This is a genomic window from Candidatus Pseudoscillospira sp. SGI.172 (assembly GCF_050313575.1).
In the GTDB taxonomy this organism is placed as follows: domain Bacteria; phylum Bacillota; class Clostridia; order Oscillospirales; family Oscillospiraceae; genus Vermiculatibacterium.
Genome location: NZ_JBNPLQ010000007.1, coordinates 58,405 through 83,290 on the forward strand (window position 1 = coordinate 58,405; position 24,886 = coordinate 83,290).

24 protein-coding genes and 1 tRNA gene are annotated in these 24,886 nt (G+C 63.4%); 9 read left to right on the forward strand and 16 right to left on the reverse strand.

Annotated elements, in window-relative coordinates:
• Nucleotides 1–16: 16 nt before the first annotated feature.
• On the reverse strand, nucleotides 17–1,264 hold the full coding sequence (locus ACQRD3_RS04575; RefSeq protein WP_080906498.1) for a M16 family metallopeptidase: 1,248 nt from the start codon (nucleotides 1,262–1,264) through the stop codon (nucleotides 17–19).
• Nucleotides 1,265–1,319: 55 nt separating this feature from the next.
• Nucleotides 1,320–1,859 (reverse strand): hypothetical protein, encoded by a 540-nt coding sequence (locus ACQRD3_RS04580; RefSeq protein WP_080906449.1) that lies wholly within the window; start codon nucleotides 1,857–1,859, stop codon nucleotides 1,320–1,322.
• A 139-nt stretch (nucleotides 1,860–1,998) separates the two neighbouring features.
• Between ACQRD3_RS04580 and ACQRD3_RS04585 the strand changes: the two genes are divergently transcribed.
• Complete coding sequence (locus ACQRD3_RS04585; protein WP_080906448.1) at nucleotides 1,999–2,589, forward strand: HD domain-containing protein; 591 nt, start codon at nucleotides 1,999–2,001, stop codon at nucleotides 2,587–2,589.
• Nucleotides 2,589–3,977 (forward strand): MATE family efflux transporter, encoded by a 1,389-nt coding sequence (locus ACQRD3_RS04590; protein ID WP_427780113.1) that lies wholly within the window; start codon nucleotides 2,589–2,591, stop codon nucleotides 3,975–3,977. The genes ACQRD3_RS04585 and ACQRD3_RS04590 overlap by 1 nt, the downstream gene beginning before the upstream one ends.
• Before the next feature lie 79 nt (nucleotides 3,978–4,056).
• Here ACQRD3_RS04590 and mnmA read toward each other — a convergent pair whose 3' ends face one another.
• The 4 genes from mnmA to ACQRD3_RS04610 are packed head-to-tail and all read right to left on the reverse strand — an operon-like array spanning nucleotide 4,057 to nucleotide 9,058.
• Entirely contained in the window at nucleotides 4,057–5,082 is a 1,026-nt protein-coding gene (gene mnmA, locus ACQRD3_RS04595) for a tRNA 2-thiouridine(34) synthase MnmA (RefSeq protein WP_427780115.1), read from the reverse strand.
• A 9-nt stretch (nucleotides 5,083–5,091) separates the two neighbouring features.
• On the reverse strand, nucleotides 5,092–6,285 hold the full coding sequence (locus ACQRD3_RS04600; RefSeq protein WP_427780117.1) for a serpin family protein: 1,194 nt from the start codon (nucleotides 6,283–6,285) through the stop codon (nucleotides 5,092–5,094).
• Nucleotides 6,286–6,342: 57 nt separating this feature from the next.
• Nucleotides 6,343–8,157, reverse strand: a complete 1,815-nt coding sequence (gene mnmG, locus ACQRD3_RS04605) for a tRNA uridine-5-carboxymethylaminomethyl(34) synthesis enzyme MnmG (protein ID WP_080906444.1) — start codon at nucleotides 8,155–8,157, stop codon at nucleotides 6,343–6,345.
• Between the two features lie 4 nt (nucleotides 8,158–8,161).
• On the reverse strand, nucleotides 8,162–9,058 hold the full coding sequence (locus ACQRD3_RS04610) for a diacylglycerol/lipid kinase family protein (protein ID WP_427780118.1): 897 nt from the start codon (nucleotides 9,056–9,058) through the stop codon (nucleotides 8,162–8,164).
• Between the two features lie 202 nt (nucleotides 9,059–9,260).
• Between ACQRD3_RS04610 and ACQRD3_RS04615 the strand changes: the two genes are divergently transcribed.
• Both ACQRD3_RS04615 and ACQRD3_RS04620 read left to right on the forward strand, forming a co-directional pair.
• Entirely contained in the window at nucleotides 9,261–9,971 is a 711-nt protein-coding gene (locus ACQRD3_RS04615) for an AzlC family ABC transporter permease (RefSeq protein ID WP_427780119.1), read from the forward strand.
• The gene (locus tag ACQRD3_RS04620) at nucleotides 9,968–10,300 is read left to right on the forward strand and encodes an AzlD domain-containing protein (protein WP_080906441.1); all 333 of its coding nucleotides are present in this window, start codon (nucleotides 9,968–9,970) and stop codon (nucleotides 10,298–10,300) included. The genes ACQRD3_RS04615 and ACQRD3_RS04620 overlap by 4 nt, the downstream gene beginning before the upstream one ends.
• 72 nt (nucleotides 10,301–10,372) lie before the next feature.
• On the opposite strand, the gene ACQRD3_RS04625 is transcribed toward ACQRD3_RS04620, so the two are convergent.
• Both ACQRD3_RS04625 and ACQRD3_RS04630 read right to left on the reverse strand, forming a co-directional pair.
• The gene (locus ACQRD3_RS04625; RefSeq protein ID WP_080906440.1) at nucleotides 10,373–11,077 is read right to left on the reverse strand and encodes a response regulator transcription factor; all 705 of its coding nucleotides are present in this window, start codon (nucleotides 11,075–11,077) and stop codon (nucleotides 10,373–10,375) included.
• Nucleotides 11,074–12,132, reverse strand: a complete 1,059-nt coding sequence (locus tag ACQRD3_RS04630) for an ATP-binding protein (protein ID WP_080906439.1) — start codon at nucleotides 12,130–12,132, stop codon at nucleotides 11,074–11,076. Before ACQRD3_RS04630 ends, ACQRD3_RS04625 begins: the two co-directional genes overlap by 4 nt.
• A gap of 679 nt (nucleotides 12,133–12,811) precedes the next feature.
• Between ACQRD3_RS04630 and ACQRD3_RS04635 the strand changes: the two genes are divergently transcribed.
• The gene (locus ACQRD3_RS04635) at nucleotides 12,812–14,152 is read left to right on the forward strand and encodes a sodium-dependent transporter (protein WP_080906438.1); all 1,341 of its coding nucleotides are present in this window, start codon (nucleotides 12,812–12,814) and stop codon (nucleotides 14,150–14,152) included.
• 53 nt (nucleotides 14,153–14,205) lie between these two features.
• Here ACQRD3_RS04635 and ACQRD3_RS04640 read toward each other — a convergent pair whose 3' ends face one another.
• Both ACQRD3_RS04640 and ACQRD3_RS04645 read right to left on the reverse strand, forming a co-directional pair.
• Entirely contained in the window at nucleotides 14,206–14,478 is a 273-nt protein-coding gene (locus ACQRD3_RS04640) for a DUF3658 domain-containing protein (RefSeq protein WP_080906437.1), read from the reverse strand.
• Between the two features lie 159 nt (nucleotides 14,479–14,637).
• A tRNA-Gly gene (locus ACQRD3_RS04645) sits at nucleotides 14,638–14,713 on the reverse strand.
• A 187-nt stretch (nucleotides 14,714–14,900) separates the two neighbouring features.
• On the opposite strand from ACQRD3_RS04645, the gene ACQRD3_RS04650 reads away from it, so the two are divergent.
• Together ACQRD3_RS04650 and ACQRD3_RS04655 are read left to right on the forward strand one after the other, a co-directional pair.
• A complete protein-coding gene (locus tag ACQRD3_RS04650; RefSeq protein ID WP_427780123.1) occupies nucleotides 14,901–16,508 on the forward strand; it encodes a peptide chain release factor 3 in 1,608 nt (535 codons plus the stop codon).
• An 89-nt stretch (nucleotides 16,509–16,597) separates the two neighbouring features.
• On the forward strand, nucleotides 16,598–17,194 hold the full coding sequence (locus ACQRD3_RS04655; protein ID WP_080906435.1) for a GNAT family N-acetyltransferase: 597 nt from the start codon (nucleotides 16,598–16,600) through the stop codon (nucleotides 17,192–17,194).
• Nucleotides 17,195–17,285: 91 nt separating this feature from the next.
• On the opposite strand, the gene ACQRD3_RS04660 is transcribed toward ACQRD3_RS04655, so the two are convergent.
• From ACQRD3_RS04660 to ACQRD3_RS04670, 3 genes are all read right to left on the reverse strand, one after another.
• A complete protein-coding gene (locus tag ACQRD3_RS04660; protein ID WP_427780125.1) occupies nucleotides 17,286–18,161 on the reverse strand; it encodes an effector binding domain-containing protein in 876 nt (291 codons plus the stop codon).
• A 100-nt stretch (nucleotides 18,162–18,261) separates the two neighbouring features.
• Nucleotides 18,262–19,530: an acyl-CoA reductase gene (locus ACQRD3_RS04665; protein WP_427780126.1), complete on the reverse strand. Its 1,269-nt coding sequence runs from the start codon at nucleotides 19,528–19,530 to the stop codon at nucleotides 18,262–18,264.
• Entirely contained in the window at nucleotides 19,527–20,651 is a 1,125-nt protein-coding gene (locus tag ACQRD3_RS04670) for an acyl-protein synthetase (protein WP_080906432.1), read from the reverse strand. The genes ACQRD3_RS04665 and ACQRD3_RS04670 overlap by 4 nt, the downstream gene beginning before the upstream one ends.
• A gap of 165 nt (nucleotides 20,652–20,816) precedes the next feature.
• Here ACQRD3_RS04670 and ACQRD3_RS04675 point away from each other — a divergent pair, with 165 nt between their 5' ends.
• Entirely contained in the window at nucleotides 20,817–21,299 is a 483-nt protein-coding gene (locus tag ACQRD3_RS04675) for a hypothetical protein (RefSeq protein WP_427780128.1), read from the forward strand.
• A 95-nt stretch (nucleotides 21,300–21,394) separates the two neighbouring features.
• Here ACQRD3_RS04675 and ACQRD3_RS04680 read toward each other — a convergent pair whose 3' ends face one another.
• The 3 genes from ACQRD3_RS04680 to ACQRD3_RS04690 form a co-directional block, all read right to left on the reverse strand.
• Nucleotides 21,395–22,012 carry a TatD family nuclease-associated radical SAM protein gene (locus tag ACQRD3_RS04680; RefSeq protein WP_427780130.1) on the reverse strand — a complete coding sequence of 206 codons (618 nt, stop codon included), beginning with the start codon at nucleotides 22,010–22,012 and terminating at the stop codon, nucleotides 21,395–21,397.
• The gene (locus tag ACQRD3_RS04685; protein ID WP_427780132.1) at nucleotides 22,009–22,791 is read right to left on the reverse strand and encodes a TatD family hydrolase; all 783 of its coding nucleotides are present in this window, start codon (nucleotides 22,789–22,791) and stop codon (nucleotides 22,009–22,011) included. Before ACQRD3_RS04685 ends, ACQRD3_RS04680 begins: the two co-directional genes overlap by 4 nt.
• 68 nt (nucleotides 22,792–22,859) lie before the next feature.
• Nucleotides 22,860–23,372: a TIGR04002 family protein gene (locus ACQRD3_RS04690; protein WP_080906429.1), complete on the reverse strand. Its 513-nt coding sequence runs from the start codon at nucleotides 23,370–23,372 to the stop codon at nucleotides 22,860–22,862.
• Between the two features lie 115 nt (nucleotides 23,373–23,487).
• Between ACQRD3_RS04690 and ACQRD3_RS04695 the strand changes: the two genes are divergently transcribed.
• The gene (locus ACQRD3_RS04695) at nucleotides 23,488–24,864 is read left to right on the forward strand and encodes a PLP-dependent aminotransferase family protein (protein ID WP_427780133.1); all 1,377 of its coding nucleotides are present in this window, start codon (nucleotides 23,488–23,490) and stop codon (nucleotides 24,862–24,864) included.
• Nucleotides 24,865–24,886 lie beyond the last annotated feature (22 nt).

Sequence of the window (24,886 nt, forward strand, 5' to 3'; positions counted from 1 at the left end):
CGTTTTTTGCAGAGACTCAGCTCAAAAGTTCCCGATAGCGCTCTGCCGGGGCCACCCGGCCCACTGCGGACAGAGAGACCCGCTCAAAGTCCAGCAGCTCGGCCGCCAGCGCCTGGATGTCCTCCGCCGTCACGGCGTCGTAGGCGGCGATGACCTCCTCGGCGGAGAGCACCGAGCCGGTGAGCAGTTCCCCCCGGCCCAGGGCGCTCATCCGGGACTGAGTGGACTCCAATCCCATGAGGACATTGGCCTTGGACTGCTCCCGGGCCCGGGTCAGCTCTTCCTGCGTCACGCCGTTGGCCACAAAGCGCCGGGTCTCCCGGGCGATGGTCTGGAGAGCGGCGGCCTCGGTGTCCGCGCCCATGGCGGCGTAGACGGCGAAGAGTCCGGTGTCGGCGTGGCCCGCGCCGTAGGAGTAGACCGAGTAGCAAAGTCCGCTCTCCTCCCGCACCTTCTGCCACAGCCGGGAGGACATGCCGCCGCCCAGGATGGAGGAGAGGAGCTGCAGAGTGAAACGCCGGGGATCTCCCAGGGGCAGGCCGGGGAAGGCCAGGGTGAGGTGGTTTTGCTCGGTGGCCTTTTTCCGGGTGGTGAAGGCCGGAAGATAGACTGCGCTCCGCTCCGGAGGCAGGGGTGCGCCCGTCAGGTCGGAGAAGCGGGCGGCCAGATCCTCCGCGTCCCGGTCGGTAAAGCTCCCCGCCAGCGTCACCACCAGCTGGGAGGGGACATAGTGCGCCCTCTGCCAGGCTTTCAGCTTTTCCCCCGTCATCTGCTCCAGCGTGGCCTTTCGGCCCAAAATGGGCCGGGCCAGGGCCGAGCCCTGAAAGACCGCCGCGGCCAGCCGTTCGGCGCACAGATCCTCAGGGTTGTCGGCGTACATCCCCATCTCCTCCAAAATGACGCCCCGCTCGGTGGTCACGTCGCCCTCGTCGAATTTGGAGCAGAAGAGCATGTCGCAGAGGATGTCGGCGGCCTGGGCAAGGTGGGTGTCCAGCACCCAGGCGTAGTAGACGGTGTCTTCCTTGGTGGTGTAGGCGTTGAGCTGGCCGCCGATGGCGTCCATCTCCTCGGCCAGCCGTACCGCGGAGCGCCGGGCGGTCCCCTTGAAGGACATGTGCTCGATAAAATGGGCCGCGCCGCTGAATCCGGGGGCCTCCCGGCGGGAGCCCACGCCCACCCAGATCCCCAGGGCGGCGGAGCGGACGCCGGGGACATGCTCAGTGAGCAGGCGGACGCCGTTGGGAAGAACTTGTCGTTGGTACATCATTTCGACTCCTCATATCATTACGGTATGTGGTATTATACCCCGTTTTCCTTCGTCAGGCAAGCTGCCAAAGGCCCAGGGCCACCAGAAGGAGCCCGGAGAGGGGGAGGGCCAGCCGGCTCCAGCCCGCCAGCCGCTCTCCCAGCCGCCGCCCCAGGGCCAACGCGGCCAGGGTCACCGCGAAATTGCAGGCGGAGGCCAGCAGGGGAGAGAGCCCCGTGACGCCCGCGGCCACCCCGACTCCGGCGTTGTTCACCGCCAGGGCGGCCGAGAGGGCTACCCAGCCGCTTTTTTCCGCTGGGGGTTCGCCGTTGTTTTTTCCCCGGAGGGTGTCCAGCAGATACCAAAGGCCCAGCCCGGTGAGAGCCAGGCCGCCCAGCCGCCCGGCCAGCCCGGCAGGGAGCAGGGCGGCTCCCAGAGCGCCCATGGCCAGAGAGAGGAACGTGATGGCGGTGGTCAGCGATGCCAGCACCAGCGCCGCCCGGGGGCCCAGACGATTTCCCCGCGCCCCGTGCCCCATCGCGGCCACCACCGTATCCAGGTTGCAGGCCAGGGCAAACACGAATCCCGCCCCCAGGGCGGAAAGAACGTCCATAATATCACCTCTTCCGGTCATCCTATGGAAAAGACCGGATGGGGGTGAGCGCGGACAGGCAAAAGAAAATCCGTTCCCATTTTTTCCGCAGTATGCTATAATATCCTTTGCTGATTTACAAATTTCAAAGGAGAGCGCCATGAGCGGAAAAGAGGAATTTATCGAGCTCTATCGGGAGCGGATCCACCGGGAGGGGAGCGAGGCCCTGCTGGACTATCTGGAGAACAAGTCCGACTTCTTCACCTGCCCCGCCTCGGCCCGGTTTCACGGGGCCTATGCCGGCGGGCTGTGCGACCACAGCCTCAACGTTTACCACTGCCTGACCGATTATCTGGCCCGGGAGCGGGTCCAGGAGCTCTACGGACTGGAGATCCCGCCGGAGAGCGCGGCCATCGCCGCCCTGCTCCACGACCTGTGCAAGATCGGCTGCTACAAGCCGGGGACCCGGAACGTGAAGAACGACCAGACCGGCCAATGGGAGAAAGTGCAGACTTTCTTCTATGAAGATCCCCTGCCCTACGGCCATGGGGAGAAATCCGTGTACATCATCTCCGGCTTTCTGAAGCTCACCCGGCAGGAGGCCATGGCCATCCGCTGGCACATGGGCTTCTCCGGCGGGGAGGACAGCCGTCTGGTGGGACAGGCGCTGGAGCAGTATCCTCTGGCCTTCGCCCTGTCGGTGGCCGATATGGAGGCCACATATTTCCTGGAAGGAGAGGATCGGGACTGATGGAGGATCAAAACGCGCTGGGCTCAGCCCCGGTGGGGAAGCTGATGGTGAAGCTGGCCGTTCCGGCCATCGCCGCCCAGATGGTCAACGCCCTCTACAATGTGGTGGACCGCATGTACATCGGCCACATGAAGGGGGTGGGGGATCTGGCCCTCACCGGATTGGGGGTCTGCTTTCCCATCCTGATGTTCATCTCCGCCCTCTCCGCTCTGGCGGGGATGGGAGGCGGCTCCCGGGCCGCCATCCGCATGGGGGAGAAGGACATTGAAGGGGCGGAGTCCATTCTGGGCGGCTGTGCCGCTTTGCTGCTGGTCATGGCGGTGGCGTCCACCGCGGTGTTTCAGGTGTTTCGGGATCCGCTGCTCCTCCTCTTCGGAGCCAGTGAAAACACCCTGCCCTATGCCAGCGGGTATCTGGGCGTCTATTTGTGGGGCTCGGTGTCGGTGCTCCTCTCCCTGGGGCTGAACAACTTTATCACCACCCAGGGCTTTTCCCTCTTTTCCATGCTGACGGTGGTCATAGGCGCGGTGTGCAATATCGTGCTCGACCCCATCTTTATCTTCGGGCTGGACATGGGAGTGGAGGGGGCCGCCCTGGCTACGATCCTGTCCCAGACGGTCTCGGCCGTCTGGGTGGTGGCCTTCCTGCGGGGGAAAAAGACCCTGCTGAAGCTGCGGGTGAAGTGGCTGCGGCTCAAGGCTTCCGTGCTGCTTCCGGTGGTGGCGGTGGGAGTGTCCCCCTTTATCATGCAGTCCACCGAGAGCCTGGTGAACATCTCCTTTAACTCTTCCCTGAAGGCCTACGGCAGCGACGTGTACGTGGGGGCTATGACCATCGCGTCCTCCGTGATGCAGGTGGTCACCATGCCCCTCTACGGACTGGCCCAGGGGGCCCAGCCCATTGTGGGCTTCAACTTCGGCGCGGGGAATATGGAGCGGGTCCGCAGGGCGTTCCGGCTGCTCTTTTTCAGCTGCGTGATCTACACGGTGGCTGCCTGGGCGGTGGTGGAGTGCTTCCCCGGTGTGTTCATCGCCATCTTCAACGACAAGCCCGAACTGGTGGAGGTGGCCCGGCGGACCATCCGGGTCTACTTTGCGGGGATCTTCGCCTTCGGGGTCCAGTCCGCCTGCCAGCAGACCTTTGTGGCCCTGGGGGAGGCCAAGGTCTCTCTCTTTCTGGCCCTGCTGCGGAAGGTCATCCTGCTGATCCCCCTGGTGTTTATCCTCCCCAACTTCCTGGCGGACAAGGTGTTCGCCGTGTGGCTGGCCGAGCCGGTGGCGGATATTCTGGCCGCCGGCACCACGGGCATCGTCTTTTTCTCCCGATTCTCCGGGATCTTGAAGCGGCGGAAAGAGACCCTGCGGAAGGGAAGCGGGGAAGCCGGCTGAACACAGCGGAGGGCCGGAGTTTCCGACAAAATATAAGAGCGCGCCGTCTCCCCGGAGACGGCGCGCTCTTATGTTCCGTTTAATTTGCGATCCAGGCGCTGCCCAGGACGGAGTCTCCGTCGTAAAAGACCGCCAGCTGACCCGGCGTAGGGGCCCGGACGGGGACCTGCGCCTCCACCAGAACCTCCTTGGCTGAGACGGGGGAGAGGATACAGGGGGTCTCGGCGTGGGTGTGGCGGAACCGGGCCTGCACCGGCCTGGGGGTGTCCAGCCCGGACAGCGCGATCCAGTTGGGCTGGGTGCAGCGGATGCGGGTGCGGGCGAGGTCGCTGCCGTCCGAGAGGGTCACGGTATTGGCCGCGGGGTCGATGGCCGAGACGTAGTACCGGTGGGGGCCGGAGATCCCCAGGCCCCGGCCCTGGCCCAGGGTATAGCGGTGGATCCCCAGGTGCCGGCCCAGGATCTCTCCGGTGGGGGAGATGAAATCCCCCGGCGGGGGCACGGCGCCCCGGCGGCCCAGCCAGGCGGCGTAGTCGGTGTCCGGGATGAAGCAGATCTCCATGGAGTCCTTTTTCTCGGCCACCGGGATGCTGAAATCCCGGGCCATAGCCCGGACGTCGGCCTTTTCGTAATCCCCCAGGGGGAATACCACCCGCCGCAGGATCTCCTGGGGCAGGCGGGCGAGCATATAGGACTGGTCGTTGGCGGGCATCCCCTTGCGCAGCAGGGCGCGGCCGTCGGGGCCGACGGCGGTGCGGGCGTAGTGGCCGGTGGCCACGAACGCCGCGCCGATCTCGTCCGCCAGCGTCAGAAGGGCCGGGAATTTCACCGTGGGGTTGCACCGGGCGCAGGGCAGAGGGGTGCGTCCGGCCAGATAGTCGGCGGCAAAGGGGGCCTTCACCCGGCACTCCAGCGCCGCCGAGACGTCGGCTGCCCGGAAGTCCAGGCCCAGATCCTCCGCCACCCGGGCGGCGTCTTCTTCCCCGGCGGCTTCCGGGCCGATGGAGAGATAGAGGCAGGTCACGTCGTAGTCCCGCATCAGCAGCCGGGCGGAGACCGCGGAGTCCACACCTCCGGAGAGGCCGAGAACCAGCTTTGGCTTCAAAAAATCATCTCATTTCAGCGTGTTGATCGTCCCGGCAAAGACCACCTGCTCCCCGTCCAGAATGAGAAAGGCAAAGGGGCGGTCCAAAAAGACCTCCTTTGGCTCCCGGGGAGCGGCGCTGCCGCACTTATTCACCACCGCGGTGGCGGCTGCGCCCTCGGTTCCCTTTTCATACATCCGCAGGTACGTCTTTTGGATCACGTCGTCCACCCAGGCAGTGTAAGCGCTTCCCTCCCGCAGAGCGGCATTCATCGAGCCGTCGGCAAAAAGGCTCCCCAGCCCCAGCCCCGCCAGAGTCTCCTTCAAAGAGGCGGCGTAGGTCAATTCAAACTTGGGAATGCCGATGGATACGTCGTACTCCCCGGTGCGGCTGTCCAGCAGGGCGTCCAGATCCAGGCAGGTCAGGTCGGGAACGCCTCCCGCCTTGGGGAGAATGCCCACAAACTCATAGCCGTTCTTGTAGGGCTTGGCAAAGGCGGAGGCCCGGTCGGTCTCGAAGTAGATATGCTCTTCGCCCACCAGAAACTCCGCGTCCTCGCTGCCGCCCGTCCCGGAAAAAGTTCCCTCCCGGACGTTCCGCCCGTGCTCAAAGGGCGCTGTCCATTCTCCGTTAAAATAGAGGGCGTTCACCAGAACCGCCAGCGTGTCCTCGGTGAGGGCGTCGTCGGTAAGGATGGCGGCGATCCGCTTCCGGGTGGCCCGGGAGACCCAGCGGTTGAGCGCTCCGGCATCCCCGGGACGGAAAAAGGCCTCCTCCGCGCCGTAGACGTCGGACAGAACCGCCCGGAAGGAGGGGCTCACTTCCTCCTTCAATCCCTCGTTGAACCACATGGAATTGGCCAGGAAAAGCGTGTCGTCGCGCTCTGCCAGACTGGCTTTGGCGGCGGCGTTCCAGGTATCCGTGTCGCCGCCCAGCAGCGCCTCCAGGGCGGTGCGGGCCTCCCCGGCGGCCCCGTTGGCCGCCATGCACAGAGCCAGCTCCAGGGACAGGGGAGAGAGGATGACATTTTCACCGGGGTGCTGGGCCGTCTCCGGGGCCAGCAGCCGCCCGGCGGCGTCGAGGGGGGAGGAAAAGGCGCAGATCTCCCCGGAGACCGGCGCGGCGGACGCAGGGCGGTCGGGGACGGCGGGAGTGGGACCGCCGCAGCCGGTCAGGCACAAAGCGGCAGCCAGGGCAAGAGACAGTACGGCGTTTCGTTTCATAAAATTTTCCTCCTTTGCTCTCTTGGACGGCAAAGGCGGAAAAAAGTTCCCGCACCGCTACTTTTGAAGGTAGACCATCAGCGCGGCGATGTCGGCGGGGCTGACCCCCGAGACCCGGCTGGCCTGGCCCAGGTTGAGGGGGCGGATCCTGGACAGCTTCTGGCGGGCCTCCAGACGGAGGCCCTGCATCCCCTCATAGTCCAGATCGGGGGGGAGGGGGCGGCGCTCCAGCTTTTTCATCTCCTCCACCTGCCGCTCCTGGCGGCGGAGATAGCCGGCATATTTGATCTCGATCTCCACCGCCTCCCGCACCGCCAAAGACAGCTGGGGGCGGTTGGGATCCAGCGGCGCGAGGCCGTCATAGGTGTTCTCCGGGCGGCGGAGCAGGTCGGCCAGCTTTCCCTGGGGGGAGCCGGTCTTTTCCAGCCGGGCCATCTCGGCGGCTACCGCGGCGTATTTTTCCACCGTTCTTTGATAGCTCTCGTCGCTCACCAGCCCCACGGCATGGCCGATGCCCGCCAGCCGCCGGTCGGCGTTGTCCTGGCGCTGGAGGAGGCGGTATTCCGTCCGGGAGGTCATCATCCGGTAGGGCTCGTTGGTGCCCTTGGTCACCAGGTCGTCAATGAGCACCCCGATGTAACCCTGTTCCCGGCCCAGGATGAGCGGTTCCCGGCCCAGGAGCTTCAACGCCGCGTTGATGCCCGCCATCAGGCCCTGAGCGGCGGCCTCCTCGTAGCCCGAGGAGCCGTTGAACTGCCCCGCGCCGTAGAGGCCGGGGACTTTTTTGTGCTCCAGGGTGGGCAGCAGCTCGGTGGGATCCACGCAGTCGTACTCGATGGCGTAGGCGCTACGGGTCATCTCGGCGTGCTCCAGGCCGGGGACGGTGTGGAGCATCTCCACCTGCACCTCCTCGGGGAGGGAGGAGGAGAAGCCCTGGATATACAGCTCCTCGGTGTTCAGGCCCATGGGCTCCACAAAGAGCTGGTGGCGGGGCTTGTCGGCGAAGCGGACCACCTTGTCCTCAATGGAGGGGCAGTACCGGGGGCCGATGCCGTGGATGACCCCGGAATAGAGGGGGGAGCGGTCCAGATTGGCCCGGATGACCCGGTGGGTCTCCTCCGTGGTGTAGGTGAGCCAGCACACCGCCCGGTTTTCCAGCGGCGTCCGGGTGGAGAAGGAGAAGGGGACGGGGGTCTCGTCCCCGGGCTGAAGCTCCATTTTGGAAAAGTCCACGCTCCGGCGGTTGACCCGGGGGGGCGTGCCGGTCTTGAACCGGCGCAGGCCGACGCCCAGTCTGGTCAGGCACCCGGACAGGGCTCCGGCGGCCGCCATGCCGTCCGGTCCGCTCTGACGGGTGACTTCACCCACGATGGTGCGCCCGGCCAGATAAGTGCCGGTGCAGACCACGGCGGCCCGTACGGCGTACACTGCCCCGTGGCCGGTGCGCACGGCGGAGACCGCGCCGCGGTCGTCGGTGAGGATGTCGGTGATCTCTCCCTGCTTGACCCAGAGGTTTTCCTGGAGCTCCAGGGTGTGCTTCATGATCTCCTGGTACCGGCGGCGGTCGGCCTGGGCCCGGAGGGACCAGACAGCGGGGCCTTTGCCCTTGTTGAGCACCCGGTATTGGATGCAGGCGCGGTCGGCGGCTCTGCCCATCTCGCCCCCCAGGGCGTCCAGCTCCCGGACCAGATGGCCCTTGCCGGTGCCGCCGATGGCGGGGTTGCAGGGCATGTTGCCCACCGCGTCCAGGTTGATGGTGAAGCAGAGGGTTTTCAGCCCCAGACGGGCGCAGGCAAGAGCGGCTTCGATCCCGGCGTGGCCCGCGCCGATGACCGCGACATCAAAGATGCCGGCATTGTAATCAAAATTCATCTTATCACGTTCCGTATACAATGGAGATGGGTCTGGACACGGCGGAGATCTCCGCCCGGGTGTGGTCGCCGCCGTACTCCCCGTCCAGGGTGAAGGGGACCGGCTCGACGCAGGTGATAGTGAACCGGGAGGAGTGAAGCCCCACGATGCCGCTCTCGGCGTCGTAGGTCTGCCTGGCCAGACCGCGGATGGCGGCCTGAAAATCGGCCACAGTTTTGGGCATTGGCACCAGCACCGCCTCCAGCAGGCCGTCGTCCAGGGAGACTTCCTCGCTGGGAAGGCCGATGAGGCCGCCCACCGAGACGGTGTTGCTCACCATGCCGTAGAGGTACTCCCCCTCCAGCGCGCCGCCGTCGTGCTCCACCCGGAGGCGGTAGCCCTTGAGGCTGGCCATCTCTGAAACACCCTTGAGCACATAGGCCAGATGGCCGAACATGTTTTTAAACTGCTGTGGGGTGTTGTAGGACACATCGGTAAAGGCCCCGAAGGCGGCCACGTAGACGAAAAACTGATCGTCAAACCGGCCCACGTCGCAGGGGCGGGGCGTGCCGGCGGCGGCCACCGCGGCCATATTCTCCAGCCCATCGGGGAGAGAGAGGTTCCGGGAGAAGTCATTGGTGGTGCCCGCCGGGAGATAGCCCACCGGCGGCCGCCGCTCGGCGGGCAGGGCCAGCAGGCCGGTGATGACTTCATGGAGGGTACCGTCTCCGCCGCAGCAGGCCACCCGGTCAAAGCCGGAGGCCAGCGTCCGGGCGGCCTCGGCTGCGTCACCGGGGCCCTGGGTGGGATAGACCGTGACCAGACACCCCGCCCGGGTAAAGGCGTTGAGGATCCCGGCCAGCTTGCTGCGCACCCGGCCCTTTCCGGCGTGAGGGTTGTAGATGAAAAGCAGTTTTTCCATGGGGAGACCTCCGAAAAATGACACCGTGTGGAAGAAAAACCACAGTGCCCTATATTATAGACCGTTTTACTCGGAAATGGAATCCCCTTTTTATACGGGCTGAAAAATGGGGATTTTGAAAAAAATCGGCCGGCGGCCTTGCCTTTTTTACGGTGTATTGGTAAAATACACAATTAAACGCACCCAAAAAGGGGGACTGATCATGGATCGCAAAGCCATGGCGGCGGCATTTCCGGCCACGGTGCCGGTGCTGCTGGGCTATCTGGCCATCGGGATGGCCTTCGGCTTCATGCTGGAGGCCATCGGCTACAATTTTATCTGGGCCTTTTTCATGTCTCTGACCGTCTATGCCGGGTCGGGGCAGTATCTGGGCGTGACGCTGCTGGCCTCCGCCGCCGCGCTGGGAGAGGTGGCCTTCCTCACCCTCATCATCAACTTCCGCCACCTGGTCTACGGCCTGTCCATGCTGGAGAAATTCCGGGGCATGGGCCTGCGGAAGCTGTATATGATTTTTTCCCTTACTGACGAGACCTATGCCCTGCTGGCTTCGGCCCGGGCCCCGGTGGGGATCGACCCCCGCAACTACTATTTCTCCATTGCTTTGCTGGATCACAGCTACTGGATCCTGGGCTCGGTGATCGGGGCCATGCTGGGCGCCGCCCTGCCCATCAACACCCAGGGCATCGACTTTGCCATGACGGCCCTCTTCATAGTCATCGCCGTGGGACAGTGGGAGAGCTACAAGTCCCATCTGCCCGCTGTTCTGGGCGCGGGGGCGGCGCTGCTGTTCCTGATCCTGGTGGGACAGGAGCAGATGCTCCTGCCGGCTCTGGCCGTCATTGTGGCGGGACTGATGGCCCTGAGGAGCCGGCTGGACGAGGGAGAGCCGGAAGAAAAGGAGGCTGAGGTATGAGCCGATTTGGTTATGCGGCGGCGGCCATTGCCGTGATGGCGGCGGTGACCTTCCTCACCCGGGCCCTGCCTTTTCTCCTCTTTGACCGGGGAGAGCGGCCGCCCCAGCTGGTGCTCTACCTGGGGCGGGTGCTGCCCCCGGCGGTGATCGCCATGCTCATCGTCTACTGTCTGCGCACCGTGCGCTTCACCGCCCCGGGGCTGTGGCTTCCGCAGCTCATCAGCGTGGCGGCGGTGATTGCGCTTCACCTCTGGAAGCACAACAACCTCATCTCCATTTTTGGAGGCACTCTGCTCTACATGTTTTTGGTGCAGACCGTATTCGTGTGAGAGAGGACCAGATGATTTGAAAGAAAAGGCGCCGGGAACCGAGCGGGTTCCCGGCGCCTTTTTTGTGCTGGATCATTCCTCTTCCCCACGCATCCGGTAGCCCACGCCCAGCTCGTTGACGATGTAGCGGCTCTCCCCGGGCCGGGAGCCCATCTTCTTGCGGATGTTGGCCATGTTGACCTGGAGTTTTTTAACGCTTCCGGGGTCGGAACCGCCCCATACCGCCTGGACAATGGCGGAGTAGGTCATCATTTTTCCCGCGTGCTGGGCCAGCACGGCCAGGATGTTGTACTCGGTCTGGGTCAGACGGATCTCCGCTCCGGATAAGGTCACCATCCGCTTTTCGTAGTCGATCACCAGGCCCGCCAGGGTAAATTTCCCGCCGGGCAGGGAGTCCACGCCGCCCCGGCTGCTGCGCAGGGCAACCCGTACCCGGGCCAGCAGCTCCGAGGTGCCGAAGGGCTTGGTGATGTAGTCGTTGGCTCCCAGATCGAGGGCGGACACCTTGTCCCACTCCTGTGTCCGGGCGGAGAGAATGACGATGGGCACGGGGGAGGATTTGCGCACCAGGCGGATAAAGTCCAGACCGTCCATATCAGGCAGCCCCAGGTCCAGGATCACCAGATCCGGCTGATGGGAGAGGAACAGAAGATGCCCCTGAGCCCCGGTCTCTGCCGAGAGGACCTGATAGGAGTTGGACTCCATAATGGTCTGCACGAAATCCCGGATGCTGGCCTCGTCCTCCACCAGAAGGACTTTGTACTTGTTATTGCTCATGTGTCCTCTCCCTCCATTTCCAGTGAGAACCAGAACCGCGCACCGCCCTCCGGCCGGTTTTCGGCTTGCAGGACGCCCCCGTGGGCCCGGACGATGGTGGCGCACACCGACAGCCCGATGCCCATGTTGCTCCGCCCGCTGTCGGCGGGGGCATGGGTATGTTCCAAATAGCCTGCGAACAGGTGCTCCAGCCGTTCCCTGGGAATCCCACAGCCGTTGTCCGAAACCTCAAACACCACCCGGCCCTCTCCGGTGCGGACGATGAGCGTCAGCTCGGTCATCCCCCTGGCGTGGAGCGCGGCGTTTTCCAGCAGGTTGATGAGGACCTGCTCGATGAGCATTCCGTCCATGGGGATACTGATGAAGTCCGGGGGGATAGAGACGGTCACCTGCTGTTCGGGATAACGCTTGCGGAACTTGACCAGCGTGGAGTCGATCAGCTCCTCCAGCACGGTGGGCGTTTTGATGACCTGGACCTTTTCTCCGTCGATCCGGGTGACAGAGAGAAGATTTTCCACCATGCGGATAAGCCACTCTGAGTCCTTGCGCATCTCTTCCAGCATCTTGAACTGCCGCTCGCGGGGGAGGTCGTCGTAGTTTTCCAGGAGCACCGAGGCCGAGCCGTAGATGGAGGTGAGGGGGGTGCGCAGGTCATGGGAGATGGCCCGGAGCAGGTTGGCCCGCATTTTTTCCTTTTCACTCTCCGAGCGCATTTTCTCCTGCTCCTTGACCTTAGTGGTCAGGGCGCTGGTGGAGAGAGCCACCGTAAACATGACCAGAGCTGAAAAAACGCTTTCCGGCAGGGAGAAGTTAAAGGCAAAATAGGGAAGGGTAAAGGCGTAGTTTACCGCAAACACGCCCAGAATCGAGGCCAGAACGCCCCAGAGATAGCCCTGGGTCTTGAGGGAGATGAGAAAGGTCCCCAGTACAAAGATCATGGGGATCAGGGAGCGGATCTGGGGCTGGATCTGAAAGAGCAGATTGACGGCAAAGGCCACCGCCATGACCAGAAACGAGTATAGCCCGTCCCGGATCAGCGTCTCCGGTGTTTTCATGGGTTTTCTCCTTTCTCGGAGTGTTTTTTCCATTGTAGCACAGCGGGCGAAAAAAGACAGTCCTTCGGGCCGATCCCCGTGGATTTTCTCCTCCTACTGTACCATTTTTGCGGCAAAGATTCGGCAAAGAATTTTGGGTCGAATCTGGTGGGACTGTCGGGGACGGCAAAAGGGTCCGCCACAGCCGGATCCTTGGCGCAGAAAGGAACGCGGGGGGAAGGGGCCGGCGCGCGGCGGCAAAGAAGGGGCCTTAGGCGGCCGGACGGGGAGGTTCTTATTCGTTTCTTAGCCGGGGTGCGATTGACAAGGCGAGGGTCGATGTGGTAGGTTAACCACACAAATAACGGCAAGGTGGTGAAAGCAAAACAGGGCAAATTAGACAAAGGTACTGTCCGCCAGTCGCCAGGATCGGAATGGAAGGCCGATCCCCGATGACCGGGGTATCTCCAAGAAAAAGTGGCGCGCCGCGTCAAAATGGAGGTAACTGTATCATGAAAAAACACCCACCCGGCACCCCGTCTCCAGGCTCGTTTTCCCCGCGACGAGCACGGTCGTTTCCCGGCGTTCCAAGAGCTACGTGACTGTGTCCCACGGGCAGCTCCCTGCGGTGTGCCCAACACCGGATGCCGCAGATCGGAAGATATTCCTGCCGCAACATTGAAAGGGGTGTTTTGTGCGTATGAGTACCGAAACATTGGAAAAACGCGATGGTTTTAACAGCAAAATAGGGTTTATTCTGGCCTGCGTCGGCTCTGCCGTAGGTATGGGCAACATCTGGCTGTTCCCCTACCGCATGGCGACCTACGGCGGCGCGTTCCTTGTAATCTACCTGCTCTTTGACATTTTGATCGGGTTCTCCGGCGTGGTGGGCGAGATGAATTTTGGCCGCCGGGCCAAGGCCGGCCCCATCGGTGCTTTTGGCGAGGCTGCCGCCTCCCGGGGCGAGGACAAGAGGAAGATCGGCCAGCTCATCGGCGCGTTCCCCATGCTGGGCGCGCTGGCTCTGGCCATCGGCTACTCCGTGGTCGTGGGGTGGATCGTGAAATATACCTGCGGCTCCTTTACCGGGTCCGTTCTGGCTCCCGCCGACCCCGCCGGTTTCGGCGCGGCGTTCGGCGGTATGGCCTCCGCTTTCGGCAACAACGGCTGGCAGATCGTGGCGTTGGTGGTCACCTTCGCCATCATGACGCTGGGCATCGCCGGCGGCATCGAGAAGGCAAACATGATCATGATCCCGCTGTTCTATCTCATGTTTATTGGTCTGGCCATCTATGTCGGCTTCCAGCCCGGTGCCGCCGACGGCTACAAGTGGATGTTTACCATCGATCCCAAGCAGTTTGCCAACCCCATGCTGTACGTATATGCTCTGGGGCAGTCTTTCTTCTCCCTGTCCCTGGCGGGCAACGGAACTGTGATCTACGGCTCCTACCTGGATGACAAGACCGATACCATCAGTTCCGCCATCCTGATCGCCGTGTTCGACACCCTGGCCGCCATGCTGGCCGCTCTGGTCATTATCCCTGCCATGGCCACCACCGGCGCTGTCCTCTCCGAGAGCGGCCCGGGCCTGATGTTCATCTCTCTGCCCTACCTGTTCAAGGCAATGCCCGGCGGCCAGATCGTGATGATCGTGTTCTTCGTGGCCGTTCTCTTTGCCGGCCTGACCTCTCTGGTCAACCTGTTCGAGGCGCCCATCGCCACCCTGCAGGACAACCTGAAGTTCAGCCGTCCCAAGGCGGTCATTACCATCGCCGTCATCGGCCTGGTCGTTTCCCTCTGCATCCAGGGTATCGTAAGCGACTGGATGGATTTCGTCTCCATCTATGTATGCCCCCTGGGCGCCGGACTGGCCGGCATCTTCTTTGCCTGGATCTGGGGCAAAAATGCCGTGGAGGACGAGGTGTCCAAGGGCCACGGCAAGCGGGTCAACAGCCTGTACTACCCGCTGTACAAATATCTGTTCTGCGGGCTGACCATGGTGGTGTTCATAGCCGGAATCGCCTTCGGCGGAATCGGCTAAGATATCCATATCGCGTAAAAGTCCCCCCGACTCTCGTGAAAATCCACACTCTCTCACTCCGAAAGGATCTGCCACATCCGGACGGGGGAAAACGGCCGGCCCGAAAGGGTCGGCCGTTTTCCTGTTAGCTGGGGGATGCCGGCGGTCCGGATATTTTCAAGGAAAAAGAAAACGTCACCTGTTAGTATTTTTTGTTTTCCCGAAGTGCTCCCCATAATATGTGCGGTCTTACAAGTATCTTTTGGGAATTCTTTTCTGATCAAATCATCATAGTAACTTATATCAGCACTGACCACGGAACCGTTTTCGACAACTCGCTTCCACAATGCTGTGCGAAAGCCAGGGAGCCTTTTACAGGGTTATTAAAACAAGCTTCTAACACATTGTATCTCCGCCCCAAGTTATATAAATAACTCTATGCCAGCATATCATAAAAATCGGGCAAAGAAAAAGGCCTGCCTTTCTCGAAAAGAAAGACAGGCCTTTGGAGCAGGTGACGAGGCTCGAACTCGCTACCTCCACCTTGGCAAGGTGGCGCTCTACCAGATGAGCTACACCTGCAAGCGACAACGTGCATTATACAAAAAGTCACCCATTTTGTCAAGAGATTTTCTAAAAAATTTTGGGGAGCCGTTTACAAGCTTCTGGAAATCCAGTATAATAAGGCGAAAACTTTTTGGAAAAGGGGTATCCCGATGTGACGTGACAGAGCGGAGCCAACAACTATAATTTCATGGAGGGATCACCTTTGCCCAAATACGAATCCGAGATCAAGCGCCGGCGCACCTTTGCCATCATTTCGCACCCAGACGCCGGCAAGACCACCCTGACCGAAAAGTTCCTGCTCTACGGCGGAGCCATTGCCCAGGCCGGACAGGTCAAGGGCAAGAAAAACACCCGCGCCGCCACCTCCGACTGGATGGAGATCGAGAAGCAGCGCGGCATCTCGGTGACCTCCTCGGTGATGCAGTTCCAGTACGAGGGCTACTGTGTCAACATTCTGGATACTCCGGGCCACCAGGACTTCTCCGAGGACACCTACCGCACGTTGATGGCCGCCGACTCCGCCGTCATGGTCATCGACGCCGCCAAGGGCGTGGAGGCCCAGACCCGGAAGCTCTTCAAGGTCTGCGCCATGCGGGACATCCCCATTTTCACCTTTATCAACAAGATGGACCGGGAGGCCCGGGACCCCTTTGAGCTCTGCGAGGAGCTGGAGCGGGAATTGGGCATCGAGACCTACCCCATGAACTGGCCCATCGGCTGCGGCAAGGAGTTCCAGGGCGTCTACGACCGGGAGAAGGGGGAGATCATCCACTTTACCTCCAACGGCGGCGCCCATGCCGCAACCGCCACCGCGGTGGCGCTGGGAGATCCCAACCTGGACGGGCTCATCGGCCAGCGGCTCCACCGCCAGCTCACCGACGACGTGGATCTGCTGGACGGGGCCGCCGCCGAGTTCGACCTGGAGAAGGTCCGGCACGGCAAGCTCTCCCCGGTGTTCTTCGGCTCCGCCCTCACCAACTTCGGCGTGGAGCCCTTCCTGGAGGGCTTCCTCAAAATGACCACCCCCCCTCTGCCCCGGCTGGCGGGGGACACCCTGGTGGACTCCATGGACGACGACTTCTCCGCCTTCGTCTTTAAGATCCAGGCCAATATGAACAAGGCCCACCGGGACCGCATCGCCTTCATGCGGGTGGTCTCCGGCCGGTTTGACGCCGACCGGGAGGTCTATCACGTCCAGGGCAAAAAGAAGATCCGGCTCTCCCGGCCCCAGCAGCTGATGGCCGCCGAACGGGAGATGATCGAGGAGGCCTACGCCGGGGACATCATCGGTGTCTTTGACCCGGGCATTTTCACCATTGGAGACACCCTCTGCGCCCCGGGGAAAAAGTTCCGGTTCGACCCCATCCCCACCTTCGCCCCCGAGCACTTCCGCCGGGTCCGGCCCCTGGATACCATGAAGCGCAAGCAATTTTTGAAGGGGGCGGAGCAGATCGCCCAGGAGGGCGCCATTCAGATGTTCAAGGCCCCCTATACCGGCATGGAGGAGATCATCGTCGGCGTGGTGGGCACCCTGCAGTTCGACGTGCTGGAGTACCGGCTCAAGAGTGAATACAATGTGGACATCTTCATGGAGGGGCTGCCCTACGAGTATCTCAGGTGGATCACCACCGACGACGGCGAGCCGGCCAAGGAGGAGGACCTGGTCCTCGGCACCGACACCAAGCTGGTGGAGGACTTCAAGGGCCGCCAGCTACTGCTCTTCGGCTCTCAGTGGGCGGTGAACTGGACCCAGGAGCGCAATCACAGACTCACTTTCTCCGAGTTCAGCACCCCCCGGGAGGATGACTGAGGCATTCGGACGAATTTAGACGGGCAAGGCCGGGGGCGGCATGGCGGACAGCCGTGCCGCCCGCTTTATTTTCAGAGAGGAAGAAAAAGATGGAAGTAAAAATCAGACAGGCAAAGCCTGAGGACGCAGAGGCCCTGCTGGCCATTTACGCGCCCTATGTCCGGGACACGGCCATTACCTTTGAGTACGAGGCGCCTTCCCTGGAGGAGTTCCGGGCGCGGATCCGCCGGGTGCAGGAGCGCTATCCCTATCTGGCGGCCGAGGCGGACGGGGTCCTGGTGGGCTATGCCTATGCGGGGCCGTTCCACGCCCGGGCCGCCTACGACTGGGCGGTGGAAACTTCTATCTATGTGGACCGGAGCAAAAAGCGCGCGGGGGTGGGGGGCAGACTCTACCACGCGCTGGAGGAGAGCCTCAAAGCCCAGGGCATCCTCAATCTCAATGCCTGTATCGCCTATCCCGAGCGGGAAGACGAGCACCTCACCCGGGACAGCGTGGCCTTCCACGAAAAACTGGGCTACCGGATGGTGGGGCGGTTCCACGACTGCGGCTATAAGTTCGGACGATGGTATGACATGGTGTGGATGGAAAAACTGCTGGGCAGCCACCCGGCCGACCCAGCCCCGGTAAGGCCTTTTCCGTCGGTGGCGGAAGAACAGGAGCCCTGGAAAACGGGCGGCGTTTAAAAAGCACGGAGGAGCCGCGGGACCGGATGGTCCCGCGGCTCCTCCGTCTGTCAGGAGAACTGGAGCAGGCGCATCCCGCGGAAGGGGAGGCTCACTGCTTTTCCCTGACTGCGATCCAAATTTCGCAGGTGTAGTTGGGATCCTGCACCTCGGCCGAGGGATAGACCTCAAGCTCCACCCCGCTGCCATACTCGTAATTGCTCTGGGGGAAGAACTCGGTGCAGATCTGCCGATAAGTTTTTATGAAAGCGTCCGGCATCTTCCCCTTGCAGGAAAAGACCGCGTAGGTATAGGCGGGGATTTCCACGATGTCCAGCGCTTCACCGTTCAGGGGTGCGCCGTTGTACTCCGCACCGATGCCGTAGGGGAAGCCGGAATCCGCCATCTCCGCGGAGAAACAGATCCCCAGAATGCCGTTCACATGGTCAAACCGGCCGTATTTGCAGATGGCGTCAATAGAGCCGTTTTTTTGGCACTCGTTCCAGAATGCCGAAATGTCCGCTGTGGCGGTCTCGCCCTGAGGTTTGTTCACCAGCTTCTTTTTGCAGATGACCTGAAACGCATCCTTTTTTTCAATCCTGTAGTCCATGGTGCTACCTCCCGATAAAATCAGTTTTACGGAAAGTCTGGAAAAGGATTTGATCGTGCCGCCGCGTCTTGCTTCGGTGGGGGTGATCCCGTGGAATCGAGTAAACGCCCGCGTGAAGCTTTCGGGGGTGTCGTATCCGTACCGGAGCGCAATGTCGATGACCTTATCGCCGGTTCCAAGGAGTGCTTCCGCGGCCTGGGTGAGGCGGCGCATGCGAATATAGTCTCCCAGGGAAAATCCGCAGAGCATGCTGAACATCCGCTGAAAATGAAACGCCGACGAACAGGCCTGCTTCGCCACCGACTCATAATCGAGCGCTTCCGTCAGATGCTCCTCCGTGTAGTCCAGTGCGCGCTGGATCCCCGTAATCCAATCCATCTCCCGATCTCCTTCCGCATAAAAGGATTCTATCCCGATTCATCTGATATTTCTTGATTTTCTGTGCGGTGTGGTGACAGGCTCCCGGACGGCGGGATCCTTAATTTTCCACATCCACCACCCGGAGATAGCGGCGCAGGGGATACTCCCCGTCGTGCCCCTCGCCGGGAAAGGCGTCGGACAGGCGGCCTGCCCGTGTGATCCGGGTCACGCCCGCCCGGGCCAGAAGGGCGGTCAGGGCCTCCCGCTCCTCCTCCGCACAGAGGAGGCCCGCAGTCTGGAGCCGCCCCTTCTGCCGCCGGAGGACAGGCAGCAGTTCAGAGCGGGGGAGGGGCTTGACCAGGACGTTCCCCTCCATGGGGGAGAGCTCCAGCTCCCGGTCGGGCCGGGCGGTCACCGAGCAGCCCCGGCCCCGGAAGAAGGCCTCACCGGGCTCCCGGCCCGCCGTGACGCGCTCCAGAAAGGCGGTGTAGCCGCTGAGGGCGGCCCGGGCACTCTCCCATGGCCCGGCCCGCCGGGCCAAAACCGCCCGCTCCAGCCGGGGGAGGAACGCCTCTGCAAAGGCCCGGGCGGCGGAAAAGTCGCCGGTGTCCAGAAAAATGACCTGGCAGGAGCTGCACAGCCGCTGCCCGGTGGCGGCGATGTGGGCGGCCAGCGCGTCCAGCTCCTGGGCCGCGGGAGGGCCGGACAGGTAGGCGAAGCTCAGCCGGTGGCCCCACTCCATGAGCCGGCACCCCGGCGGAGCCAGATGGCGGAAGGTCTCCACCGCCCCGTCTCCGCCCCATACGGCGATGCCGTCGGCCAGCCCGGCCAGGGCCTTCAGCTCCGCGGTCCGGGAGGAGGGCAGGTCGAAGGCGTAGACAAAGCCGGCCAGTTCGGGGGCGGCCTCGGTGAGGAGAGACAGGGCCGCCAGGGACAGCCCCTTGTCCTCCCGGGGGAGCTTCAAAAGGTTGACGTTGCCGGTGAGCAGGCCCTCGGCCACGCTGAACAGCCCCAGCCCGGGCTGGTTTCCGGCGGCCACATGGAGCAGGACGCCCAGGGGCAGAAAACGGGCGGTGGTCTGCCGTCTCTCCCGGGGAGAGAACCGCTCCGGCCCCAACTCGGCGCGGAGCTTTTCCTCCAGGACATCCCGGGTGAAGAGGGGGAGCACTTCCCCCAGACGGGCCAGCTCCCCGGCGGGGAGGAACCGGCGCAGCAGAGCGTCAAATTCCCCGGCAGCCAGGCGGCGGCCCAGGGCGTCCAGGGCGGCGAGCACCGTCTCCGCCGGGAGGGGCGGCCCCGCGAGGGCGGCGTTGAGCTCCCCCTCCAATCCCGCCAGAAGACCGGGGAGGCGGCTGTCGGGCAGCAGGGAGCCGTGGGCGAAGATCATCCCATCTCCCCCTTTCCCAGAAGTTCGGCCGCCCCGGCGGCGCAGGTACGGATGTCGGACATCCCCACCCGGCCCACGATGGTGAGGGCGGGAGATGGAATGCCGCAGCCGCAGGCATCCCCCGGCTCCAGATAGCCCAGGTCGTCGGTCATGACGCTCAGGGTGGGCGTGGCGGTCATCAGGGGGGAGATGAGGTTGATGAGGCCCACTTCCCCCATGGGGAGCGGCGCCAGGGTCTCCGGGTCCCGGATGAGCACCCGGCTGTAAATGGGGACATGGAAGCGGTGGTTGGGGCAGGCGTTGTAAAAGACGGGGTGCTCCACCGCGCCGAAGAGCTCGTGGATGTGATCGGGCGGGACGCCCAGCACCCGCTCCGCCGCGGCGTAGAGGGCCGATTTGGCCACCTCCTGCGCGCCGTGCTCCTTCCAGCCGCCCGCCAGAATGATCCGGGAGCCGGGGCGCAGCCGGACGGTCCGGCCCAGCGCCTCCAACTGCTGCAAACCGAACCAAAGGTAAGAGGGGAAGCCGATGACCCGGGTGGGGAAGGGGGAGGCGGCCAGCCGCTCCAGAGCGTGAGCTGCCCCGTCCAGGTCGGGGATGTAGGACGTCCCCCTCCGCTGGAGGGCGTAGGTGCGGCTCAGGGGCGGAGAGAAAAAAGTCAGGCCGTACATGGTGCGGGTCACCCCGGCGTGGTTGTCCCGGTGGGGCTGATAGCCCAGCACCACGCAGTGGGCGGGCACGCCGGAGATGAGCCGGTGCCGCGCCCCCAGCCGCAGCACCATGGGGACCTCCGCCAGGAGACTCCCCCAGTCGAAGCCGATACGGCTGAATGTTCCGCTGGTGCCCGAGGAAGTGACCCGCATGGCCATCCGTCTCTCCGGCATGGAAAAGAGGGCCTCCCGCTTGAAAAGCAGGGTGGGCAGAACGGGGATCCGGGCCAGATCCTCCGTGGAGCGGAGGCTTTTGGGGTCAAAGTCCAGACGCCGGCAGATGGCGGCGTAGCCGGGGCAGTGGGCGATGTGATAGGCGCAGTTGTCCGCCGCCGCCCGGAGAAAGAGGGCGTCGGAGGCGGGGAGGTCGTAGGGCCGGGGGTGCCAGAAGAGGGCCTGCCGGCTGGGCATGGGATCACCGTCCTTTCTGCTGCTATCATAATACAGGCCGGGACAGAGCGCAAGGGAAGCGGGAAAATGCGTTTGATTGCACGGGATCGCTGTGGTACACTTGCAGTGGCCCCTGGCGGGCTTATGGCCCGCAGGACGATCGGCGGAAGCGGAGGGGGAGACAGAGTGGATGATTTGGAGAAGAAATTGAATGTGCCGACGAAGATCGCGCATGTTTTAAATGAAAGAAATGTGGTCTGGGCCGTCGGTGCATCCATGCTGTTATATTTGAGAGGAATCGTGGACGTTTTTCATGACATTGATCTTATGGTATGCGAAAGTGACGTGGAAAAGCTGAAAGAACAGCTTTTGCCCATGGGGGTGCTGGCGCCTCCGAAGCCGGATCAGCAGTACAAAACACGACATTTTTTGGAATTTGTGATCCAGGGAGTTGACGTGGATGTCATAGCTGGATTCGTGATCGTCAAGGATGGACGGGACTACGACTGTCCCTTTGGGCCGGAACAGATCGAGGAGTATCTTCAGCTGAATGGGGAGATGATCCCGCTCCAGTCGCTGAGAGACTGGAGAAGGTACTATGAGCTGATGGGAAGGACTTCCAAAGTGGAAATCATAGACCGCTCCATCCCGGTGGATGGGAAAGAATAGGGGCAGAACGCAATTAAGGGCATCGCCGTTCCGCTGGAACGGCGATGCCCTTAAGCTATTTGATCGAAAAGAGATGCATTGGCGCTTACAAAAAATCAGTCGGGAATATACTCCCGCACCCGCAGAGTGGCCCCCAACCGCTCGGCCAGGGCGCGGCACTGGGCAATGTCCTCGGCGGTCTTGTCCTTGTTGACGATGGTCATCACCACCTCGGGGACGTACCGGGCGGCCTTTTGGGTAAAGTCCAGCATGTCCGCCCAGCCCTGCTTGCCGGTGGAGGGCTGGGTGACGGCGGTGTACTCGGCCTCGTTGGAGCCGTTGAGGGAGATGGAGATCACATCCACCCGGCCCTTCAGCTCCGGGGTCACGTCCCGGCCCAGGAAGCGGTTGGCGTGGCCGTTGGTGTTGATGCGCACAGGGGGCAGCTTCACCCCCCGGCGCTTGAGCTCGTCGATGAGCCAGGCATCGTCGTCCCAGCGGAACATGGGCTCGCCAAAGCCGCAGAACACCAGTTCCCGGTACTGGGACAGATCCCTGGAGAGCAGGTCGTCCAGCGCCTCCTGACGGCTGGGCTCGTGCTCCAGCCACAGGTCGTCGGCGTAGATGCTGCCCTTGTGGCCGTTGTGGCGCAGGCAGAACACACAGGCGCAGTCGCACTTGTTGGTGAGGTTGACGTAGAGCGCCCCCTCATACTCGTAGGTAATGGTCATCATAGCGAGGTATCCTCCAATCCAAAAAATCGCAGGGCGTTTTGATAGGTCGCCTCGGCCGCCGCTTCAGTGGAAATGCCCTTCACCTGGGCGATGGTCTCGGCCACCCGGAAGACATAGCGGGAATCGCACCGCTTCCCCCGAAAGGGCTCGGGGGCCATGTAGGGGCTGTCGGTCTCGATCATGATACGCTCCAGAGGGAGTGCGGCGATGACCTCCAGCGCCCGGCGGGCGTTTTTGAAGGTGACGTTTCCCGTAAAGGAGACGTACCAGCCCAGCTTCTCCACCACCTTGGCGTCCTCGGCGGAGAGGGCGCAGCAGTGGAATACCCCCCGGGTGCCGGGGTGGGCGCGCACCAGGTCCAGGGTGTCCCTGTGGGCGTCCCGGTCGTGGACGATGGCGGGCAGGTCCAGCTCCCCGGCCAGCGCCAGCTGGGCGGCGAAAAAGTCCCGGGAGTTGGCCCGCTCCTCCGGCGTCCTGAGCCAGTAGTAGTCCAGCCCGATCTCTCCGATGGCCGCGCATTTGGGGTGGCGGGCCAGTGCCCGCACCCCGTCCAGGTCGGACAGGGACGCCCCCTCCAGATTTTCCGGATGGAGCCCGGCGGCAAAATAGAGAAAGGGGTATCGCTCGGCCAGAGCCAGGCTCTGCCGGGTGGTGGGCAGGTCACAGCCGGGGCAGACCACCCGCTCCACCCCGGCGGCGGGGAGGGCGGAGAGCACCTCGTCCCGGTCGGAGCCAAAGGCGTCGTCATAGTAGTGGGCGTGGGTATCGAAGAGCCGCATGGGCATCACCTCAAGTCAAAGTACACACATGATACCCTCTTTGGAGAAAAAATGCAAGGCGGGGCGGCTCATGCTGCCGTCAGCCGCTTTTTCAGGCCGATCCGGTCCACGCCGTAGGCCAGCACGGCGAACATCAAACCGCTGCCCACCGCCTGGACCAACGTGCCCAGGAACTGGGGCAGAAAGGCGTTCACGGTGCCGGCGAAGAGGACGTTGGCCACGCCGTAGAGGGCGGGGGAGAGCAGGCCGGAAAGAAAGATGGCGGCCACGTTCCGGGGGCAGAGCACCCGTTGGCTCCTGCTGGTGAAGGGCAGGCAGATGAGCGACTTGACGATCAGGGTGGGCACCACCCACATGGGGGCGGTGAGCAGGTCGGCCAGACCGGCGCCGACGGCGCCGGCGGCCATGGCCCAGGGGGCGGGCAGCAGGCAGGCGCACAGATAGATGAGGGCGTCGCCCAGGTGCACATAGCCTCCGGTGGGGAGGGGAATGTGGAGAATATAGGCGGTGGTGACGGTGATGGCGGCGGCGAAGAGGGCGGTCGTCACCAGGCGGCGGAGCTTTTCGCTGTTCTCTCTCATGGAAAGGACCTCCTTGACGGTTTCGTTTTGTTCTGGTACTATGATAGCAAAATCTGACCCTTTGAAAATATCCAGTTTTTATCTTTTTAAAGGGGTCAAAATGGAGGAAACAGCCATGACGGAACTGACGCCCCAATTTGACGATTCCGCCCCCCTGTATGAGCAGCTCTACCGCTATATTGTGGCCCAGATCCGCTCGGGCGCGCTGCCGGAGGGGGAGAAGCTCCCCTCCAAGCGGCGGCTGGCCGAGCATCTGGGGGTGAGCCTGACCACGGTGGAGAAATCCTACGGCCTTCTGACGGCGGAGGGGTATCTGGAGTCGGCCCCCCGCAGCGGCTACCGGGTCACCCCCGCCCTCACCATGATCCCCACGGAACCGCCCCCGCCCGCCCCGGTCCGGGCTCCCGCCGAAAGCAGACCCGCTCTGGACGACTGCTTTTCCACCTCCGCGGTGGACACCGAGCAGTTTCCCTACGCCACCTGGGCACGGCTTTCCAAGGAGGCGGTGTACGAAAACCCGGCGCTCCTCCAACGGGGAGACGGCCAGGGGGACTGGGCCTTCCGGGGGACACTGGCCAGCTTCCTCCACCAGTACCGGGGGGTGAACTGCACCCCGGAACAGGTGGTGCTGGGGGCGGGGATGGAGGCGCTGATGTGGATCCTCCTCCAGCTTCTGCCCGACGCGGTGTTCGCGCTGGAGGATCCGGGCTACGCCTCCCTGCGGCTGCTGCTGGAAAATCTGCGGCGGCCCTATGCGCCGGTGCCGGTGGACGAGCGGGGGCTGGATCCCGCCGCCCTGCGCTCCTCCGGCGCCGACGTGGCCTATGTCACTCCCTCCCATCAGTTTCCCCTGGGGGTGGCCACTCCGGTGGGGCGGCGCTCCGAGCTGCTTCGCTGGGCCTATGAGGCTCCTGGGCGCTATCTCATTGAGGACGACTACGACTCGGAATTCCGCTATGCCTCCCGGCCCATCCCAGCCATGCAGGGGCTGGACGAGGGCGGACGGGTCATCTATGTGGGCACCTTTTCCCGGACGCTGGCCCCCTCCATCCGCGTGGCCTACCTCATTCTGCCGCCCGAGCTGCTCAAGCGCTACCGGGACAAATTCGGCCACGGGGCGGCTACGGTCTCCCGGTTTGAGCAGGAGGCACTGCGGCGTTTTCTGGCCTCCGGGAGCTACAGCCGCCACCTGCGCCGGGTGGGCAATCTCTACCGCCAGCGGCGGGACGCCCTGGTGGCGGCCCTGTCCGGCTGGGGGGAGGTTCGGGGGAGCGACGCCGGTCTGCATCTGCTGTTCACCCTGCCGGGGCGGCGGGAGGAGGAGCTGAAACGCCGGGCGGCGGAGGCGGGCTACCGGGTCCGGGGCCTGGGGGAATACTGCCAGCGGGCGGTCCCCCGCCCGGGCACTCTGGTGCTGGGCTTTGCCGGACTGCCCGAAGAAAAGGCCCCCCGGGCGGCCGAGGACCTGCGGAGGTCCTTTTTTCGGGACTGAGCGCCAGATTTTTCCCCTTGAC